The sequence below is a fragment of the Streptomyces wuyuanensis genome, assembly GCF_900103455.1.
GTDB lineage: Bacteria > Actinomycetota > Actinomycetes > Streptomycetales > Streptomycetaceae > Streptomyces > Streptomyces wuyuanensis.
This window is the reverse complement of record NZ_FNHI01000002.1, coordinates 526,706-545,212: the sequence shown is the minus strand read 5'-3', so window position 1 is coordinate 545,212 and position 18,507 is coordinate 526,706. Positions and strand designations below refer to the sequence as shown.

Annotated in this window: 16 protein-coding genes; 8 read left to right on the top strand and 8 right to left on the bottom strand. The window is 72.3% G+C overall.

Features of this window, described 5'->3' with window-relative positions; translation table 11 throughout:
* Positions 1-45 precede the first annotated feature (45 nt).
* The 6 genes from BLT82_RS05490 to ku all read right to left on the bottom strand — a co-directional run bounded on the left by BLT82_RS05490 (position 46) and on the right by ku (position 6,283).
* Entirely contained in the window at positions 46-873 is an 828-nt protein-coding gene (locus BLT82_RS05490; RefSeq protein ID WP_093652645.1) for an amidohydrolase family protein, read from the bottom strand.
* Positions 870-1,592: an amidohydrolase family protein gene (locus BLT82_RS05485; protein WP_093652644.1), complete on the bottom strand. Its 723-nt coding sequence runs from the start codon at positions 1,590-1,592 to the stop codon at positions 870-872. Before BLT82_RS05485 ends, BLT82_RS05490 begins: the two co-directional genes overlap by 4 nt.
* Positions 1,589-2,491 carry a carbohydrate ABC transporter permease gene (locus BLT82_RS05480; protein ID WP_093652643.1) on the bottom strand — a complete coding sequence of 301 codons (903 nt, stop codon included), beginning with the start codon at positions 2,489-2,491 and terminating at the stop codon, positions 1,589-1,591. Before BLT82_RS05480 ends, BLT82_RS05485 begins: the two co-directional genes overlap by 4 nt.
* On the bottom strand, positions 2,491-3,510 hold the full coding sequence (locus BLT82_RS05475) for a carbohydrate ABC transporter permease (protein WP_093652642.1): 1,020 nt from the start codon (positions 3,508-3,510) through the stop codon (positions 2,491-2,493). The genes BLT82_RS05480 and BLT82_RS05475 overlap by 1 nt, the downstream gene beginning before the upstream one ends.
* A complete protein-coding gene (locus BLT82_RS05470; protein ID WP_093652641.1) occupies positions 3,507-4,769 on the bottom strand; it encodes an ABC transporter substrate-binding protein in 1,263 nt (420 codons plus the stop codon). The genes BLT82_RS05475 and BLT82_RS05470 overlap by 4 nt, the downstream gene beginning before the upstream one ends.
* 506 nt (positions 4,770-5,275) lie before the next feature.
* Complete coding sequence (ku, locus tag BLT82_RS05465; protein ID WP_093652640.1) at positions 5,276-6,283, bottom strand: non-homologous end joining protein Ku; 1,008 nt, start codon at positions 6,281-6,283, stop codon at positions 5,276-5,278.
* A gap of 50 nt (positions 6,284-6,333) precedes the next feature.
* Between ku and ligD the strand changes: the two genes are divergently transcribed.
* The 8 genes from ligD to BLT82_RS05425 all read left to right on the top strand — a co-directional run bounded on the left by ligD (position 6,334) and on the right by BLT82_RS05425 (position 16,559).
* Entirely contained in the window at positions 6,334-7,218 is an 885-nt protein-coding gene (gene ligD / locus BLT82_RS05460) for a non-homologous end-joining DNA ligase (RefSeq protein WP_093652639.1), read from the top strand.
* 32 nt (positions 7,219-7,250) lie between these two features.
* Positions 7,251-8,150 carry an ATP-dependent DNA ligase gene (locus tag BLT82_RS05455; protein ID WP_093652638.1) on the top strand — a complete coding sequence of 300 codons (900 nt, stop codon included), beginning with the start codon at positions 7,251-7,253 and terminating at the stop codon, positions 8,148-8,150.
* Between the two features lie 67 nt (positions 8,151-8,217).
* Positions 8,218-8,649, top strand: coding sequence for a nuclear transport factor 2 family protein (locus BLT82_RS05450; RefSeq protein WP_093652637.1), 432 nt, complete (start codon positions 8,218-8,220; stop codon positions 8,647-8,649).
* A gap of 412 nt (positions 8,650-9,061) precedes the next feature.
* The gene (locus BLT82_RS05445; protein ID WP_093652636.1) at positions 9,062-11,107 is read left to right on the top strand and encodes a HEAT repeat domain-containing protein; all 2,046 of its coding nucleotides are present in this window, start codon (positions 9,062-9,064) and stop codon (positions 11,105-11,107) included.
* Positions 11,108-11,477: 370 nt separating this feature from the next.
* Positions 11,478-12,185 carry a hypothetical protein gene (locus BLT82_RS05440; protein WP_093652635.1) on the top strand — a complete coding sequence of 236 codons (708 nt, stop codon included), beginning with the start codon at positions 11,478-11,480 and terminating at the stop codon, positions 12,183-12,185.
* On the top strand, positions 12,182-13,582 hold the full coding sequence (locus BLT82_RS05435) for a sensor histidine kinase (RefSeq protein WP_093652634.1): 1,401 nt from the start codon (positions 12,182-12,184) through the stop codon (positions 13,580-13,582). Before BLT82_RS05440 ends, BLT82_RS05435 begins: the two co-directional genes overlap by 4 nt.
* A gap of 26 nt (positions 13,583-13,608) precedes the next feature.
* Positions 13,609-15,096 carry an FtsW/RodA/SpoVE family cell cycle protein gene (locus tag BLT82_RS05430; RefSeq protein ID WP_244291838.1) on the top strand — a complete coding sequence of 496 codons (1,488 nt, stop codon included), beginning with the start codon at positions 13,609-13,611 and terminating at the stop codon, positions 15,094-15,096.
* On the top strand, positions 15,093-16,559 hold the full coding sequence (locus BLT82_RS05425) for a penicillin-binding transpeptidase domain-containing protein (protein ID WP_093652633.1): 1,467 nt from the start codon (positions 15,093-15,095) through the stop codon (positions 16,557-16,559). The genes BLT82_RS05430 and BLT82_RS05425 overlap by 4 nt, the downstream gene beginning before the upstream one ends.
* 41 nt (positions 16,560-16,600) lie before the next feature.
* Here BLT82_RS05425 and BLT82_RS05420 read toward each other — a convergent pair whose 3' ends face one another.
* Entirely contained in the window at positions 16,601-17,089 is a 489-nt protein-coding gene (locus BLT82_RS05420; RefSeq protein ID WP_404203021.1) for a Uma2 family endonuclease, read from the bottom strand.
* A gap of 227 nt (positions 17,090-17,316) precedes the next feature.
* Positions 17,317-18,420, bottom strand: coding sequence for a ferritin-like domain-containing protein (locus BLT82_RS05415; protein ID WP_093652632.1), 1,104 nt, complete (start codon positions 18,418-18,420; stop codon positions 17,317-17,319).
* Between the last annotated feature and the right edge of the window lie 87 nt (positions 18,421-18,507).

The window sequence follows — 18,507 nt, the reverse complement described above, 5'->3', positions numbered from 1 at the left end:
GCGGCGGCGGCCGGGACGGCCGGACGACGGGTCTTCCCGGCGTGCTCACGGGCGGGAGCGGGCCAGCAGGGCGTCCATGGTGCCGTGCAGGATCTGCTCGCGGTCCGGTTCGTCGAGGTCGGCCAGCAGCACGCGGCCCAGCCCCGTGCGCAGATCGAGGAAGACGGCGTCCGAACCGAAGGCGATGCGGTGCGCCCCCGTCTCGGCGACGAGACGCACGAGATGACGTGCGGTCATCCGGGAGCCGCAGGTCTCCAGTACGAGGCTGGGGCAGCGGGCGGCGGCTTCGGCGGCCGGGGCGTAGCCCGCCGGGACCAGCCCCGAGTGCCCCATGAGCAGCGGCACCTCCGGGTGGCGCGGTGCCACGGAAGTGAAGTGACGGACGCCGGAGTAGGGGCAGCCGTGCCGGCTGTGCGCCAGGACGACGCGGCCGTGGTCGGCGGCGGCCTCGAAGGCCGGCGTGTAGGCGGGGTGGTCCAGGGCGAGTTCGTGGACCTCGGGGTGGAGCTTGACCCCCACGACGCCGGGCACTTCGAGCAGGTCCCGCAGCCGGGGCGCGGCCTCGGGGTCGTGCGGGTTGTAGACCGCGTAGCCGAGGAGCCGTCCGGGGTGCGCGGCGAGTTCGTCCAGCAGGAGGGCGTTGCCCGCGCGGGCGTCGGGGCCGACGGCGAGCAGGTGGGAGACGCAGGCGGTGGCGACGCCGCACCGGTCCATCATGGCGATCAGCCCGGCGGCGGAGCCGTCGGGTATGGCGAAGGCGTGCCAGCGCCCGAGGTGGCCGTGTGCGTCGACGATGCGCGGCCGGTGGCCCCCGGCGGGTCCGGCGGGCGTGGGTCCGGCGGCGTGGCCGGGTCCCGCGTCGCCCGCGGTCATGCCGTGCCGCCGAGGAGCCGCAGGGCGTTGCCGCCGGCGATGAGGGCGGTGTCCTCGTCGGGCAGGTCCAGGGTGTCCAGGAGATGGCGCGGGCCCGCGTCGTCCGTGACGGGCGCGCCGGTGCCGAACAGCACGCGGTGGGCCCCGTGGCGCTCGGCGAACCACTCCACCTGGCGGTGTCCGGCGAGCGTGGAGGTGTCCACGTGCAGCTGCTCGTGGGTGTCGAGGAGTTCGGTGAGCTCGTGCAGGCTGCGGTAGCCCGTTCCGGTGAGGACGATCCTCAGGCGGGGCCTGCTGCCGGCGAGCAGGTCGACGTCGGTGGCGGAGACGGCGTCCCAGTCGAGCAGCACCGTGACGCCGGCCCGGGACAGTGCCGCGGTCAGGCCGAGGGCGCCCGGCCCGGTGACGGCCCAGCCGTGGACGTCGGGGCAGAGCCGTACGAGCGGGGCGCCGCCGCCCGTCCAGTCGCCGGTTCCCAGCGGGCCGGGGACGAGGACGGGTACGGGCCGCAGCCGCTCGTCGGCCGTGCGGGCCAGCCGGGCGTTGCCGTCGCGCGGGTCTCCGTACACGGCGTGGGAGTGCACGACGCAGGCCGAGTCGATCCGCAGCCGCTCAAGCTCCTTGACCAGTCCGCTCTCGTCGCGGCTGGGCACGTCGTCGTGGGGCAGCGGGCCGAGGACCCGGTTGACGTCGATCACGGCCGGTGCGGCGAGGGTCACGACTTGAGCCCCGAGGTGGCGATCGAGTCGGTGAGGTAGCGCTGGAGCAGCCCGAAGACGAGCAGGCAGGGGATGACGGTGATGGTCGCTCCGGCCATGATCTGGTTGATCGCCACGTTCTCCCCCTCCAGGGTCGCGAGCCCGACGGTGAGCGTGCGCATCTCCTCCGACTGGCCGATGACCAGCGGCCAGAGGAAGTCGTTCCAGTGCCACAGGAAGACGAACACGCCCAGCGTGGCGAGCACGGGCCGGATCAGAGGCAGCACGACCGTCGTGTAGATGCGCCATTCCGAGGCGCCGTCGATCTTGGCCGCCTCGAACAGCTCGTCGGGCAGCTGCACGATGAACTGGCGCATCAGGAACACGGCCTGCGAGTTCGCGAGCGTCGGCACGATGAGGCCCCAGTACGTGTCCACGCCGCCCAGTTCCGAGACGAGGATGTAGTACGGGATGAGGGTGGCCTGGAACGGCACCATCAGCGTCGCCAGGAACGACCAGAACAGGATCTCCCTGCCGGGAAAGCGCTTCTTGGCGAAGGCGTAGCCGGCCATGGACGAGAACAGCAGGATGAGCAGTACCGACACCAGCGAGTAGATGAGCGAGTTGACGGCCCAGCGGGTGATGTCGGCGTTCTCGAGGACGTCCGTGAAGTTCGCGAGCGTGGCACGGGTGACGTCCAGGGCGCCCGGGAGGGTCTGGCCGCCGGCGGGCGCGAACGCCACCAGCACCATGACGGCGAAGGGCGTGACGGTCACCACGGCGACCAGGACGAGCAGCACGGGCAGGCCCAGCCGGGCGGCCGCCCGCCGCGGGTGCCGGGCGGTCCCGGCCGGAGGCGCGGACGAGGACCCTGGGGCGGCGGACACGGGCCGCTCGGCGGACGTGGAGGAGGTCGCCATCAGTCCGCGTCCCTTCCGATGAGCCTGCGCTGGATCAGCGAGAAGACGAGGACGACGAGGAACAGGACCAGGCCGACCGCGCTGGCGTAGCCGAAGTCGAAGAACTTGAAGCCGGAGTCGTACAGGAAGTACACGAGCGAGTAGCTGGCGCGGACGGGGCCGCCGGCCGTCATCACGTACATCGCGTCGAAGACCTGGAAGCCGAGGATGGCCTCGATCACGAGGACGAAGAACAGCACCGGCCGCAGAAGGGGCAGGGTCACCCAGCGGAAGCGCTGCCAGCCGCTCGCGCCGTCGATGGTGGCGGCCTCGGTCACCTCGCGGGGGATGGACTGCAGTCCGGCCAGCAGGATGAGCATGGAGTAGCCGAAGCCCTTCCACGCGGAGGCGGCGGCGATGGACGGCAGGACGAGGGACTCGCTGCCGAGGAAGTCGACGGGTCCGATGCCGAGGACGCCGAGGGAGGCGTTGAGCAGCCCGTCCTGGACCTCGTAGATCCACTTCCAGATGACGGCGGCCAGCACGATGCTGGTGACGTACGGGAGGAAGAACAGCCCGCGGAAGAAGCCGCGCATCCACAGCGTGCGGTGGAGCAGGACGGCGGTGCCGAGGGCGAGGGCGACGGTCATCGGCACGTACAGAACCGTGTAGACGGCGGTGACGCCGAGGCTCTCCCAGAACAGGTCGTCGCCGAGGAGCCGGGTGTAGTTCCCGGCGCCGATGAACGTCCACTCCCCGCTGAGGCGGTAGTCGGTGACGGAGAGGAACGCCGCGCCGAGCGTGGGCCCGAAGCGGAACACGATGAACAGCAGCAGCATCGGCGCGACGAACGCGAGACCGGCGAGTGCCTCGCGCCGCCGCATGATCCGGCTCCGCGTCCCGGCCGCCCCGGTGACGGGGCGGCCCCGGCCGTCCCTGCCTCCGGGCCCCGTGTCCTTCGCGCCGGGCGGCGGGCCGCTCGCTCCGGGCAGCCCGCCGCCCTCGTCCGGGGCGACCTCGTCGGTGGCGGCCTTCCTCAACGCTGACGCGCCAGCAGCTCGTCGGCCTCGGCGGCGGCCGCGTCCAGGGCCGCCTTGGGGCTCTTCTTCCCGGTCAGCGCGGCCTGGATCTCCGGGCTGATCAGTGCCATCAGCTGACGGGCCGCCGGATTCGGCTCACCGGGGTAGGTGTGGTTCAGGGCCTCCTGGTACTCCTTGGCGTAGGTGCTGTCGTTCGGAACGGTCACGTCGGTCCGCGGGGAGAAGAAGCCGCCCGCCTTGCCCATGGACTCGATCTGCGCGGGCTGGACCATGTAGGCGATGAACTTCTCGGCGCCCGCCACGTTCTTGGACCTGGCATTGATACCGAGCCCGCCGGGCATGCCGAAGCAGACCTGCTTGCCGGGTCCGGTGAGGGCGGGGCCCACGATCACGTTGCCCTTGCCCCAGGCCTTCTCGGCCAGCACGGCGTCGGCGGGGGTGTTGGTGTACCCCATGGCGACCTGCTGCTTGCCGAGCGCCTGGTCGGTGAAGAGGTTGGCGTTGTTCATGGCGGACTTCGGCACTGCCCCGCTCTTGTAGAGGTCGACGAGGAAGGTGAGCGCCTCGACGCCCTCCGGGCCGTTGAAGGCCGCCTTCCGCCCGCCGTCGTCGAACACCTTTCCGCCCGCCTGCCACAGCAGCGGATAGAAGCTCATGTTGAGCGAGGCCTCGTTGCTGGCGGAGTAGTCGAGCGTGGACGCGCCGGCCTGCTTCAGCTTCGGGGCGGCGGCCCTGATGGCGTCCCAGGTCGAGGGCGGCTCGGTGATCCCCGCCTTCTCCAGCAGCTTCTTGTTGTAGAGGGTGCTGGTGACGGTGTGGTAGATCGGGGCGGCGTAGACCTTGCCGTCCTGGCTCATGGCCTCCAGCGCGTTCGGCCGGAAGGCGTCGCGGGCCTCCCCGATGGCCCGGTCGACCGGCTGGATCGCCCCGTTGGCCTGGTACTGCGGGATCTGGTCGGGTCCCAGCAGGACCACGTCCGGGCCCTTGCCGCTGCCGAAGGCGGTCGCGAGCTTCTGGTCCCGGTTCTCCCAGGGCAGCTGCTCGATGCTGAGGTCGACGCCCTTCTCCTTCGCTTCGAACCCTTTCTCGATCCCGTCCCAGTACGCGGCGTTGGCCTTCGGGTCCATGATCACCGGGTACATCCACACGGTGACCTTCTTGGACTCGGCGCCGCTGTCGCCGCCGCAGCCGGCGGCCGTGAGCGTGGTGAGCGTGAGCAGTGCGAGAGGAACGGTGGCGCGCTTGAACCCTGTCTTCATGGGGGCCTCCGGAAGCCCTGGGGACCTGGGGAAACGAGCGAAGAGCCCGGCACTTTCGGCCTGGGCCGAAAGTAGCCGGGCAGTTTTGGGCTGTCAATGCTCCCTCAACACCTGCTCCTTGTCGGGGTGTTACGGCATCGGCCGAAAGGCGTAGTACGGCTCCGGGGCGAACGGCGCGGCGGGCCCGCCCCGGCCGGTACGCCCGTGGTCTCGTTGTACGCCATGCTCTGCCGGCACGCATCGCGGCAGGGGCGGCGGCGGGCGTGGCGCGGCGGCTCAGGGCGCACGGCCCGGTGGCCGCGGCCGGATCGCCCGGCACCCGGACGGAGGGCATCCGGACGGAGGGCATCGGGCGAAGGGCATCCGGACGAAGTGACCCTGCCGGGAAATCCGGAGGAAGGGGTAGGTCCAGGGCACCCGGACGGAGGGCGTCGGGCGAAGGGACCGGGCCTGGGCACCCGCAGGAGGAACCCGGGTGTCCGGATTCCTCCTCCGGTACGGGGCTCTCAGGACGCTCGTTTGCGGGCGGGGGCCTTCTTCGCGGTCGTCTTCTTGGCCGCGGACTTCGAGGACGCCGCCTTCGACGACTTGGCTGCGGCGGTCTTCTTCGCCGCGGCCTTCTTCGCCGCCGGCTTGGCGGCCGTCTTCGCCGTCCCCTTCGACGCGGTCTTCTTCGCCGCCGCCTTCTTGCGCGGCTTCAGCTCCGTGACCGGCGCCGACACTTCCGCCACCTCGTCACCGCGGGCCTCCTTCGCCGCCCGCACACTGCTCTCCAGAGCGGCCATCAGGTCGATGACCTTGCCGCCGCCCGCCGGTGCGGGCTGGGGCTCCAGCTCGACACCCTCCGCCTTCGCGGCGATCAGCTCCTCCACCGCCTGCCGGTAGTCGTCGTGCAGCGAGTCGAGGTCGACGTCGCCGAGCGTGTCCATCAGCGCGTCCGCCAGATCGAGTTCCGCGTCGCGGATCGTGACGTCCGCGTCCGGCGCGACCCCCTCCGGCCGGCGCACCTCGTCCGGCCAGAGCAGCCCGTGCATGGCGATGACGTCGTCGACGACGCGGAGCATGCCCAGCCGCTCGCGCCCCCGCAGGGCGAACTTGGCCACCCCGACCTTTTTGCTCCGTTTGAGGGCCTCCCGCAGCAGCGTGTACGGCTTGGCCGCGGGCACGCCGTTCGCCGCGAGGTAGTAGGCGCCTTCGATCTGGAGCGGATCGATCTCCGAGGCCGGCACGAAGGCGACGATGTCGATCGTCTTCGTGGTCGGCAGCGGCAGCGAGGCGAGGTCCTCGTCGGTGATCGGGATCATCGTCCCGTCCGCGTCCTCGTACGCCTTGCCGATCTCCGCCTGCGACACTTCCTGGTCGTCGAGCTCACACACCTTGCGGTACCGGATGCGCCCGCCGTCCTGGGTGTGGATCTGGCGGAAGGAGACCGAGCGGCTCTCCGTGGCGTTCACGAGCTTGATCGGGATACTGACCAGCCCGAAGGAGATCGCACCGTTCCAGATGGATCGCAACGTTTCATCCCTTTCATCCGATTCGTAGGGATTCATGGGATTCTCATCGTATGACGCCCATCACCGAGGTGGAGGGGCGGCGTCTGGCCCTCAGCAATCTGGAGAAGGTCCTCCATCCGGCCACCGGGACCACCAAGGGCGAGGTGCTGCACTACTACGCCACCGTCGCGGACGCGATCCTCACGCATCTGCGGGACCGGCCGCTGTCCTTCCTCCGCTATCCCGACGGCCCTGACGGCCAGCTGTTCTTCACCAAGAACCCGCCCCCCGGCACGCCCGACTGGGTGGAGGTCGCCGAAGTGCCGCGCTCCTCCCGCGAGACCGGCGAGCAGGTCGTCGTCCAGGACCTGGCGTCCCTGATGTGGGCGGCGAACCTGGTCGTGGAGTTCCACACCCCCCAGTGGAAGACCATCCGGCCGGCCTGGGCCGACCGGATGGTCTTCGACCTCGACCCCGGAGCACCCGCCACCGTCGTGGAGTGCTGCGACGTGGCGCTGTGGCTGCGGGAGCGGCTGGCTGCCGACGGCCTGGACGCCTACGCGAAGACCTCCGGCTCGAAGGGCCTCCACCTGCTGGTGCCGTTGGAGCCGACCCCGTCGGAGGACGTGTCGGCCTACGCGAAGGGGCTGGCCGTGGAGGCCGAGGCGGAGCTCGGAGAGCTGGTGGTGCACCGGATGGCGCGCGCCCTGCGACCGGGGAAGGTCTTCGTCGACCACAGCCAGAACGCCGCGGCCAAGACCACCGCCACCCCCTACACCCTGCGCGCCCGCGCCGAGCCGACCGTGTCCGCGCCCGTCACCTGGGACGAGGTGGAGGGCTGCGAGTCGCCGGACGACCTGGTCCTCCGTCTGGGCGACATCGCGGGGAGGATCGAACTGTACGGGGATCTGCTCGCGCCACTGGCCGACCCCTCGGCGGCGGGCACACTGCCGTGAGTCCTCGCGCCACGGGCGCGCTGCGGCCCCCGGTGAAGCCGGCGCTCGCCGAGCCGGTGGCGACGCTGCCGCGCGGGGAGGGGCTGGCGTACGAGCCGAAGTTCGACGGCCACCGCATGCTGATCTTCAAGATCGACGGTGGGGCCGTGCTGCAGGCCCGCTCGGGACGCATCGTGACCTCCGCTTTCCCCGAGCTCGCGCAGGCCGCGCTCGCCCTGCCGGACGACACCGTCGTGGACGGCGAGGTGGTCGTCTGGAGCGGGGGCCGGGTGGACTTCGCCGCCGTGCAGCGCCGGGCGGCCGCCACCGCGGCGCGGGCCGGGACACTCGCACGCCGGATGCCCGCCTCCTACGCCGCCTTCGACCTGCTCGGGGAGGGCGGTGAGGATCTGCGGTCCGCACCCTACGAACGGCGCAGGCAACGGCTGACCGCACTCCTCGAACCCCTCGGGCCGCCCCTCCAGCCGGTACCGATGACCACGGACCCCGAACTCGCCGCCACCTGGTTCGAGACGCTGCCCGCGGCGGGGATCGAGGGGCTGGTGGTGAAGCACCTGGGCCGGCCGTACCGGCCCGGCGCGCGCGACTGGCGCAAGCTCCGCCACACGGATGTGCACGACGCGGCGGTGACCGGCTTCACCGGGCCGCCGGCCCGCCCGGTCGCACTGGTCCTGGTGCTCCCCGACGACGACTCCCCGGTGGTCTCCAGCCCGCTGCCGCCCGCCCTGCGCCCCAGGGCGGGACAGCTGCTCGCGGGCCGCACGGCGGAGCACCCGGAAGGGGTGCCCAGGACGGCCATGGCGATCGGCATCGGCGAGGTGCCGTACCGCGCGGTGGAGCCCGGACTGGTGGCGGAGGTCGAGCGGGGCACCACCCGCCACTCCGTCGTGACGGTCCACCGGATCCGCGACGATCTCATTAATCAAGTTTGACTAGTCTGAGGATCGGGGATACGGTCCTCACCGATCACGTTTGACGACCCCTTACGAAGGAGCGTGTGTGCCCCTGCTTCCCGACACCGGATACGTCCCGACCGCAGACGAACTCGCCTCGATCGAGGCGTGGTTCACCGACTACGACGCGGCCGCCGCGCGCCGCGACATCGAGCGGATGGCGGATCTGGCCGTCTTCCCGCTCAATCTGGTCAGCGACGACTCAGCCGGCAGCGGCGCTTCCGCCCAGTGGGACCGCGAGCAGTTCGTCAGGACCATGACCCAGGTCATGGGGGACGGTTCGGAGGACATGTCCTTCGAGTCGGTGCGCACGCCCGTCTTCCTCGGCCCGGCGATGGCGGTCGTCTTCACGGACTCCACCATGACGGCGGACGGCACCACCCAGCAGCTGCGGTACGCCGACGTCCTGATCAAGCGGGACGGGCAATGGGCGTTCCAGACCATGCTGCAGAGCGGCTGGGGCGACAACCTGCGCTGAGCCGGCGAGCCCCGTGTCGTACGGCCTCGCCCGCGGTTGCCCAGGCGGCAGCGGGCGAGGCCGTACGGCACTCGCGGCCGCGGGCGGAGCCCTGGCCCTGCGCCGCGCAGCGGCAGCGGCAGCGGCAGCGGCAGCGGCAGCGGCAGCGGCAGCGGCGCGTTCTCCCGGCGGTCGGTTCGGCGCCGGTGAACTCCCTTGTGCACCACGCAATGTGACGCCCCGTCCGGCATCCCACCGGCGCCCCGCCGGCCGTCCCGGCAGTCGCCGGATCTCTCGTGCAGGCCCCGTAACGGGCGCGCCCCGCCGCAGTTCACCCGAGGGCCTCCGTTCATCCGGCTCACTTGCGCGGGGTGGGTTGCCGCCGTCCTGGTGCACACTCTCCCCAGGCATCCGGCTCACGGAAGGGAACGGCGTGTTCACGGGGATGGACGAGGTCGACTGGGCCTCGATGGGACATGCGTACGGTCCGGCTGACGACGTACCGGGGCTGTTGAGGGGGCTCGCCTCAGCGGATCCGGCCGAGCGGGAGGCCGCGCTCGACGGCATGTACACCGCGGTGCACCACCAGGGCGACGTGTACGACTCCACGCTGGCCTGCATCCCCTTCCTCCTGGAACTCGTCGCCAGCCCCGACGTGCAGGACCGTGGCGCCATCGTGGAGTTGCTGACCAGCATCGGCGGCATCGACCTCGACGACGACGAACTCGACCCGGAGGACGAGGAGTTCGAGGACGCCGCGAACTATGCGATGGCCGCCGCCGCGGTGGCCGCCGGGGCCGATGTCTTCGTCGGGCTGCTGGACGACCCCGACGCGGGGGTCCGGCTCGCGGCACCGTGCGCCCTGGCGATGCTCCACGGCGACCCGGCGCGGGTGCTGGCCCTCCTCAGGGGCCGGCTGGGGGGAGAACAGGACACGGAGGTGCGGCTCGCGCTCGTCGAGGCGGTGGGGCGGATCGCGCTGCGGCACGAGGCGCTGCGCGCCGAGTCGGTGACCTGGCTGACCACACTGCTCGCCCCGGACCGGCCGCCCGGGCTGCGGCTGTCCGCCCTGACCCAGTTGGCTCGCTGCGCGCCCGGCCTCCTGCCCGACGACGTGGCGTCGACGGCGACCGCGCTCCTGCGGGCCACGGACGGGGCCGGGCCGGGGACGGGCGGCTCCGGGAACGCGGCCGGACCCGCCGGGCCGGGTTCCGGGTCCGAAGCGGCGGGAGGCGACGGCGGAGGGCCGGGCGCGCCGTGGGCGGACGACCTGCTGCGTACGCTCCACTCCGCGCTCGGCGACCGCGTCGACGACCGGATCGCGCTGCTCACCGGCCAGCTGACCAGCGCCGATCCGGCGCAGCGCACGGACGCCGTCTGGATGTGCCACGGGCTGATCCGGGCCTGGCGGGGGCCGTACGACGAGGTCGTACGGCTCGTCGGGGCACAGCTCGACGACCCCGATCCGCTGCTGCACGGCGCGGCGGTCAGCCTCCTGGAGAGCCTCTTCGGGCTGGCGCTGCCCGCGGCCGACGCGCTCGCGGAGCGAGTCGGGGCCGCCGGCGGGGACCGGCCGGCCGACCGCCGCGCGCTCGTCGCGCTCGCCCGGCTCGGCGACCCGCGCGCCGTCCCGGCGCTCGCCCGCGCGCTGGAGCAGCCGGATCTGCCGCGCGACGTGGCGTTCGCCGTGCCGTACCTCGGCGACCGGGCCGCGCCCCTCGTGCCGGTGCTGCGGCGTCGGCTCGGGGAGGTGGCCCTGGACGAGCAGCTCTACGACCGCGCGGCCCCGCTGCTGACCGGGCTCGCCGGCGTACGCGCGGCCGAGGCGCTGCCCGAGGTGCTGCGGGTGCTGCGCGGCGCGCCGGCGCGGGGCGGCGAATGGGTGACCGAGGCTGCCCTGCGCGCCCTGACCTCCTTCGGGGCCGGTGCCCTGCCGGCCGCTCCGGAGCTCCGTGCGCTGCTCGGTGGTGCGACCTCGCGCCCCTCCTCGTCGGTCGTAGCGGCAGCGGCGCGGGCGCTGTGGGCGGCGACGGGGGATGTCGCCGGGGTGCTGCCGGTACTCCGCGAGCTGCTCACGGCGGACGGTCCCGACGAACGCCGCGCTGCCGCGGCCGCGCTCGGCGCGGTCGGCAGCGCGGCGGCCGACGCGGCGCCGACGCTGCGTGAACTGCTCACGTCGCCGGAACGCTGGCTCCGGATGGACGCGGCCGTGGCGCTGTGGCGGGTCACCGGCGAGGCCCGGGAGTCCCTGCCGGTGCTGCGGACCGCGTGGGAGGAGAACCGCTACGGGCGGGTCGAGATCGCCGAGTGCCTCGCCGAGATGGGCCCCTCGGCGGGTCCGGCGGCGCCGCTGCTGCGCGCGGAGCTCGCGCGGCCGCGGCGGCACAACGTGCTGGACGGAGGGTCCGGGAGCCACGACATCGAACAGGACGAACGCCTGCTCACCCTCTGCCGCACGGCACTCCGCGGCCATGTGTGACACCGCACCTGCGGCGTGACGCCACGGCCCGGTGCGCGGCGGTGCGGGCGCTGCGCGGCGCGCGGCTTCGGCTTCGGCTTCGGCTTCGGCTTCGGCTTCGGCTTCGGCTTCGGCTTCGCAGGAGAGTGCGGGCGCCGCACTCGGGCGACGGCGAGGGGGTACGCCGGGTCGAGGGAGGCGCGACGCGGCGCCGCCGCCGGGCCGGGGCCGGGATCTGCGCCGAGAAGAGGACTCCGGCCGCCCGGCCCCGCATGCCGACGCCGGCCCCATGTCTTCGCAAACCACCCAGAGGCCCCCCGCAGGGTGCAAAAAGGACTTCCGTACCCTGGGGGACGGCCCTCATTCGAATCGACGCCTCCCAGGAAGCCTCTTGCCCCGCCACCACGCCCCTCGTCCCGCGCTCGCCGCCGTCGCCGTCACCGCCGCCGCGCTGCTGCTCGCCGGCTGCAACGACGCGGGCGGGCTGGAGAGCGCCGGCGCGACGCCGACCGCCGTCGGGCCGGTGGAGCTGTGGCCGGAGCTGCCGGAGATATCCGCACCCCCGGTCGACTACGGCGAGAGCGACACGGAACGCGTACGCGGCATCGAGGTCCCCGGCGGCGACGTCCGCACCGTGGACCCGGTGGCCGTCGTCCAGGCGGAGGTGGCGGCCCACCCCGGCCAGGTCACCGGCCCGGACGGGCTCTACGAGCAGACGGCGCGGCAGATCCGCGAGTGCCGCACGAAGCCGGCGAAGTGCCCGGTGCTCAAGCCGTACTACCGGGATCTCACCGGTGACGGGAAGGACGAGCTGATCGTCGGCATCACGATGCCCGAGCAGCAGACGGCGATCCGGGTGTACATGCCGGAGAAGGGCGGACTGACGCGCATCATGTCCGACGCCGAGGCCATCGTCAGCGTCGAGCTCGCCGGCCGGGACCTGATCCTGCGTGCCGTGTCGGCCGGCATTCCGGGCTACGAGTACCGCACGGCCTGGTCCTGGGACGAGCAGCAGCGGGCGATGCTCCCCGCGCGCGACGAGATCGTCCGGGTCAAGCCGTCCCGGCCCGCGCCCGAGTCGTCGGCGGACGCACGATGACCCGTGCCACGCCGGAGCGCCGCGGACGGCGGTCACGCCGTGGGCGGCGGCTGCGCAGGCCCGCCTGGACCGCCACGCTCACCTGGAAGGCCGCGCTCTTCATCACCGTGATGTGCTGCGCGCTCGCGGCGCTGCTCGGCGCGCTGGTCCATGTGTCGGTGACCCGCCAGACCGTGGACCAGGCGCGCGAGAAGGCCCTGTCGAAGCTGGAGGACGTGACCGAGGCGTACGAGGCGGGCGAGCCGACGGGCCGGTTCGGTGCCGTGGACCCGCAGGGGCTGCCGTCCGAACTGCGGGCCCTGGCGCTCCGCGGGCAGCGCGGCACGGTGGTCTCGGACGTCGACGGCCGGCCGACCATGTGGGCCGCCGGCCCGGCGGACGGCCGTGCGCTGGCGGTGCGGATCGACTACACGCTGAGCGCGCAGACCATCATGGGCCTCGACCGGGCCATCGTCGGCTCCTCCGCGCTGGCGATCGGCGCGACGCTGCTCGCGGGGGCCTTCTCGGTGACCCGGGTGACGCGCAGGCTGCATCTGACCGCGCAGGTGGCGCGGCGGATCAGCGCGGGCGATCTGGACGCGCGCGTCAACGACCCCCGCACGAAGGACCCTTCGCGCTGCGAGGACGAGGTGGCCACGGTCTCGGGAGCGCTGGACACCATGGCCTCCACCCTCCAGGGCAAGCTGCTGAGCGAGCAGCGATTCACCGCCGATGTGGCGCACGAGCTGCGCACCCCGCTGACCGGACTGTCCGCGGCGGCCGAGCTGCTGCCGCCGGGGCGCCCGTCGGAGCTGGTGCAGGACCGGGTGCGCAGGATGCGGGCGCTGACGGAGGACCTGCTGGAGATATCGCGGCTGGACGCCGGCCGGGAGACGGTCGACCTCGACATCCACGAACTCGCGCCGCTGACCGAGCGGGTGGTGCGGATGGCGCGTTCCACCGGTTCGGAGACGGATCTGCTGGTCGTCCGCGGCACGAGTGTGGAGACGGACAAGCGGCGGCTGGAGCGGGTGCTCGGCAATCTGATCACCAACGCGCACAAGCACGGCGCTCGGCCGGTGGTGGTCTCCGTGGACGGCCCGGTGGTGACGGTCCGGGACCACGGGGCCGGATATCCGGAGTATCTGCTGGAGCACGGCCCGCAGCGGTTCCGCACCGAGTCGGGCGGCAAGGGCCACGGCCTGGGCCTGACGATCGCGGTGGGCCAGGCGGCGGTCATCGGGGCGGACCTCGAGTTCGCCAACGTCCCCGGCGGCGGGGCACTCGCCCGGCTGACGCTGCCCGAGTACGTCCACCTCGCCGACCGCCCGGACGCCGGCCCTCCTGCGGAGCCGGGCACGGCCGTCGCCCCGGGCACCGACATGCAGCACACAGAGTCCACAGATAAGCGGACATAAGACCCCTGCTTGCTACGTTGCGACGCATGACCGCAACGACGGCGGAGGCTCCCCCGCCCGCACGGCCGCGTCCGGCGCGACGGCGGGGCGTCGAACTCTCGCTCCTCGTGTGCGCCGTCCTCATCTCCGTCTACGGCTACGCCGACGTGGGTCTGGCCAGGAGCGGGGCCGTTCCGCCGGACGCGCTCGCGTACGGCGCGGGACTCGGTCTGCTCGCCCTGCTGGCCCATCTCGCCGTGCGGCTGAGGGCGCCGTACGCGGACCCGCTGCTGCTGCCGATCGCGGTCCTCCTCAACGGCGTGGGCCTCGTCCTCATCTACCGGCTCGACCTGGAGACCCCGGCCGACCGTGCCGCCCCGGCCCAGCTCATCTGGTCGACCCTCGGGGTCGCGCTGTTCACCGCGGTGGTCGTGCTGCTGCGGGACCACCGCGTACTGCAGCGCTACGCGTACCTCTCGGTCGTCACGGCGCTCGTCCTGATGCTCGTGCCAAGCCTCTTCCCGGCCGTGAACGGCGCCCGGATCTGGATCCGGATCGGCGGTCTCTCGTTCCAGCCGGGCGAGTTCGCCAAGATCCTGCTCGCGGTGTTCTTCGCCGCGTACCTGGCCGCGAACCGACATGCCCTCGCCCACACCGGCCGCCGGATCGGTCCCCTGCGACTGCCCGCGGGGCGGGTGCTCGGACCGGTCGTGGCCATCTGGCTGATCAGTGTGGTCGTCCTGGTGCTGGAGCGGGACCTCGGCACCTCACTGCTGTTCTTCGGGCTGTTCGTGGTCATGCTCTACGTCGCCACGGGCAGGACCGGCTGGATCGTGGTGGGTCTGCTGCTCGCGGGTGTGGGGGCGTTCGCCGTCGGCACCCTGGAGCCGCACGTGCACAGCCGGGTCGAGTCCTGGATCGATCCCTACGCGTCCATCGCGGCGGGCGACGGGCCGAGCCAACTCGCCCAGTCGATGTTCTCCTTCGCCTCGGGAGGGGTTCTCGGCACCGGGCTCGGCGCGGGCCACTCGATTCTGATCGGGTTCGCCGCCAAGTCCGACTTCATCCTGGCGACCGCCGGCGAGGAGTTGGGGCTGGCGGGACTGACGGCGCTGTTCCTGCTGTACTCCCTGCTCGTGGCTCGGGGCTACCGCGCGGGACTCGATCTGCGCGACCCCTTCGGCCGGCTGCTCGCCGTGGGCCTCGCCGCGATCCTCGCCGTCCAGGTCTTCGTCATCGCGGGCGGGGTGACCGGCCTCATCCCGCTGACCGGCATGGCCATGCCCTTCCTGGCCCAGGGCGGTTCGTCGGTCGTCACCAACTGGATCATCGTGGCGCTGCTGATCCGGCTCAGCGACTCGGCCCGTGAGCCGCACCCGGAACCGGTCGAGGCGGGGGTGATCGCGCCCGCCACGGCCCCGGCGGGACGGGCCACCGCGACAGGGGGAGGGGGACGGCCGGAGACGACGGGACGGGCGGAGACGGAAGGGCGGACGGACCCGGCGGGCCGGGCCGCGCAGGAGGGGGCGCGATGACCCGGTACATCCGGCGCGCCGCGGCGCTGAGCCTGTTCCTGCTCGCCGCGCTGTTCGTGAACGCCGTGCGCGTCCAGGTCCTGCAGGCCGACGGCCTCAACGGCAGCCCGGCGAACCGGCGTCCGGCCATCGCGCGCTACGACGAGCCGCGCGGCGACATCCTCGTCGGCGGCCGGCCGGTCACGGGTTCGAAGGACACCGGCGAGCAACTGCGGTACGAGCGCACCTATCTGGACGGTCCCCTGTACGCGCCGGTCACCGGCTACTCCTCGCAGACGTACGGCACGACCCTGCTCGAGCACGCGGCGGACGGGGTGCTGTCCGGAACCGACCCGATGCTCGCCCCGCTGCCCTTCTGGAACGAGTTCACCCGCTCCGACCGGCCCGGCGGCAAGGTCCTGACCACGATCAGGCCGTCCATGCAGCAGGCCGCCTACCGGGGGCTGGACGGCAGGCGCGGGGCGGTCGCGGCGATCGAACCGTACTCGGGCCGGATCCTGGCACTGGTCAGCAGCCCCTCGTACGATCCCGGGCTGCTGTCGGGCAACAGCGCGGAGGTCACCGCGGCATGGCGGCGGCTCAACGGCGCGGACACCCATCCGATGCTGAACCGGGCGATCCGGCAGACGTATCCGCCCGGCTCCGCGTTCAAGATCGTGACGGCCGCGGCCGCGCTGGAGGCGCGGGTCGTCAGGGACGCGGACGCCCCCACGGACACCCCGGATCCGTTCGTCATCCCCGGCACCAGGACGACGCTGCCCAACCCCGTGCCGGGCTGCCGCAAGGCGTCGCTGGTGTACGCGATCAAGTGGTCCTGCAACACGGTGATGGCGAACCTGGGCGCGAAGGTGGGCCTGAAGGCGATGCTGGAGACGGCGGGCCGCTTCGGGTTCAACGACGACGCGCTGCGGATCCCGTCCGGTGTGGCGGTATCGAACTTCGACCGGCACATGAGCGTGGACCAGTTGGCGCTCTCGTCCATCGGCCAGTTCGACACCACGGCCACGCCGCTCCAGATGGCGATGGTGGCCGCGGCCGTCGCCAACGGCGGCGAACTGGCCCACCCGTACCTGGTCGACCGCACGACCACCTGGGACGGGGACACGGTCCGGGAGACACCGCGCCGGTCCTACGGCCGCGCGATGTTCCCGGCGACCGCCCTGGAACTGCGGCGGATGATGATCGAGGCGGCGGAGAAGGGCACGGGGACGCGGGCGCTCATCGACGGGGTGACGGTGGGCGGCAAGACCGGCACGGCGCAGCACGGCGTCGGCAACGCCGGGACCCCGTACGCCTGGTTCATCGCCTGGGCGCAGCACCGCGACGCGCCCCGGCCCGCCGTGGCGGTCGCGGTGGTCGTCGAGGACCCGGAGGCGGCGGGCGGCGAGATCAGCGGCGGCGGCGACGCGGCCCCGATCGCCCGGGAGGTGATGGTCGAGGCGCTGAAGGCGGCGAGGCCCTGAAGGACGGCCCGCCGCGTGCCTTCGAACGGTTCCGGGTGGCGTCAGGACCGGGGTGGCCTGCGGCCGATGGCCGTCAGATCGACGTCGACCGGGAAAGGATGCTCGACCTTGAGTTGCTTGTGGTGGATGCCGGTCAGGCCGTACGACGCGGTCGCGGGGTCGATCTCGTAGACGTACACGACCGGCAGGCCGTCGTTCTCCTCGACCCGCCAGAAGGGCGGTACTCCGGCCTGGGCGTACTTTCGCGGCTTGACCTCCCGGTCGCGTTCCAGCGAATCGGCCGTGACGACCTCGACCGCGAGGACGACGTCCTCGGGCTCGAACCACGTCTGGCCGGGACCGGTGTCCGCCTCGACCGGAACCACCAGGACATCGGGCTCCGGCCGGTTCCGCCGGTCGAGTTTGATCGTCATCTCCCGGATGGCCTCCAGATGTTCCGGCGCCTGGTCCATGAGCGCGTTCTCCAGCAGCCGCATGGCACGCGTATGGAATCGGGTCTGCGGACTCATGAAGACGAGGCTCCCGTCGATCAGCTCCGTGTGCGGAGGGAGATTCGGAAGCCTGTCCAGGTCGTCCGCCGTCCAGCCGTCCGCCGGCGGGCGGGGCCACTCGTACGGTCGTCCAGCCCGTACTCGCGTGCGGCGCTCATGATCGCTCCCATGCGACGGAGTCTGCCTGGTACGACCAGAGTACCCAGGCAGCTTCCCGGAGCATCGTCCGATCGGGTGAGCGGTGGCCGCGGCCCGAGCGGACCCGCTCAGTTCGCCCCGTCCGCGATCGCCTCCTCCACCTCGGCCACCCGCTCCGCCTCCTCCGCCGCGAAGCGCTCCCGGTCCAGCCGTTCCGCGACCTCCTCGTCCTGGGTCATCAGCAGGTCGAGGTTGGAGTCGCCGAGTTCGAAGACGCCCATGTCGACGTACGCCCTCTGGAGCCGTTCGCCCCAGAGCCCGATGTCCTTGACGCAGGGGACGATCCGGCTGAAGAGCAGCTTGCGGAAGAGGTGCAGGAACTCGGACTGCTCGGTGTACTCCTCGGCCTCCCGGCGCGGGATGCCGAAGTCCTCCAGCACCTCCAGCCCGCGGAGGCGGTCCCGCATGAGGTAGCAGCCCTCGATGACGAACTCCTCGCGCTCGCGCCGCTCCGCGTCCGTGAGCTGCCTGTAGTAGTCGCGGAGCGCCATGCGGCCGAAGGCGACGTGCCGGGCCTCGTCCTGCATGACGTAGGCGAGGATCTGCTTCGGCAGCGGCTTGTCGGTGGTGTCGCGGATCATGCCGAACGCGGCGAGTGCCAGGCCCTCGATGAGCACCTGCATGCCGAGGTACGGCATGTCCCAACGGGGGTCGCGGAGGGTGTCGCGGAGCAGGCCCTGGAGGTTGTCGTTGATCGGGTACAGCATCCCGATCTTCTCGTGCAGGAAGCGGCCGTAGATCTCGGCGTGCCGGGCCTCGTCCATGGTCTGGGTGGCGGAGTAGAACTTCGCGTCGAGGTCGGGGACGGACTCGACGATCCGCGCCGCGCACACCATCGCGCCCTGTTCGCCGTGCAGGAACTGGCTGAACTGCCAGGAGGAGTAGTGCCGGCGCAGGTCGCCCTTGTCCTTCTCGGTCATCTTCGCCCAGTGGCGGGTTCCGTAGAGACTGAGGGCCTCGTCGGGGGTGCCGAGGGGGTCGTACGGGTCGACCTCGAGGTCCCAGTCGATGCGCTTGGCGCCGTCCCACTGCTTGTCCTTGCCTTTCTGGTAGAGGGCGAGCAGCCGGTCGCGGCCGTTGTCGTAGTCCCAGCTGAAGCGGGCGGCGCCGGCGGCCGGGACGGACCAGACGGGTTCCCGGGGCGGGTTGGTGTAGTGGTCATACGTCGACACGAAAGGCTCCCTCGCCTCGCACTGACGAACTGACGGTCTGTCGGCAGGCTCACATGTTGGTAGACGCACAGTCAACAAGTGCCGCAC

Excerpts from the sequence above, each read along its gene's own strand:
- BLT82_RS05490 (WP_093652645.1), bottom strand. The coding sequence starts at position 873 with ATGACCGCGGGCGACGCGGGACCCGGCCACGCCGCCGGACCCACGCCC.
- BLT82_RS05480 (WP_093652643.1), bottom strand. The coding sequence starts at position 2,491 with ATGGCGACCTCCTCCACGTCCGCCGAGCGGCCCGTGTCCGCCGCCCCA.
- BLT82_RS05470 (WP_093652641.1), bottom strand. The coding sequence starts at position 4,769 with ATGAAGACAGGGTTCAAGCGCGCCACCGTTCCTCTCGCACTGCTCACG.
- ligD (WP_093652639.1), top strand. The coding sequence starts at position 6,334 with ATGACGCCCATCACCGAGGTGGAGGGGCGGCGTCTGGCCCTCAGCAAT.
- BLT82_RS05435 (WP_093652634.1), top strand. The coding sequence starts at position 12,182 with ATGACCCGTGCCACGCCGGAGCGCCGCGGACGGCGGTCACGCCGTGGG.
- BLT82_RS05430 (WP_244291838.1), top strand. The coding sequence starts at position 13,609 with ATGACCGCAACGACGGCGGAGGCTCCCCCGCCCGCACGGCCGCGTCCG.
- BLT82_RS05425 (WP_093652633.1), top strand. The coding sequence starts at position 15,093 with ATGACCCGGTACATCCGGCGCGCCGCGGCGCTGAGCCTGTTCCTGCTC.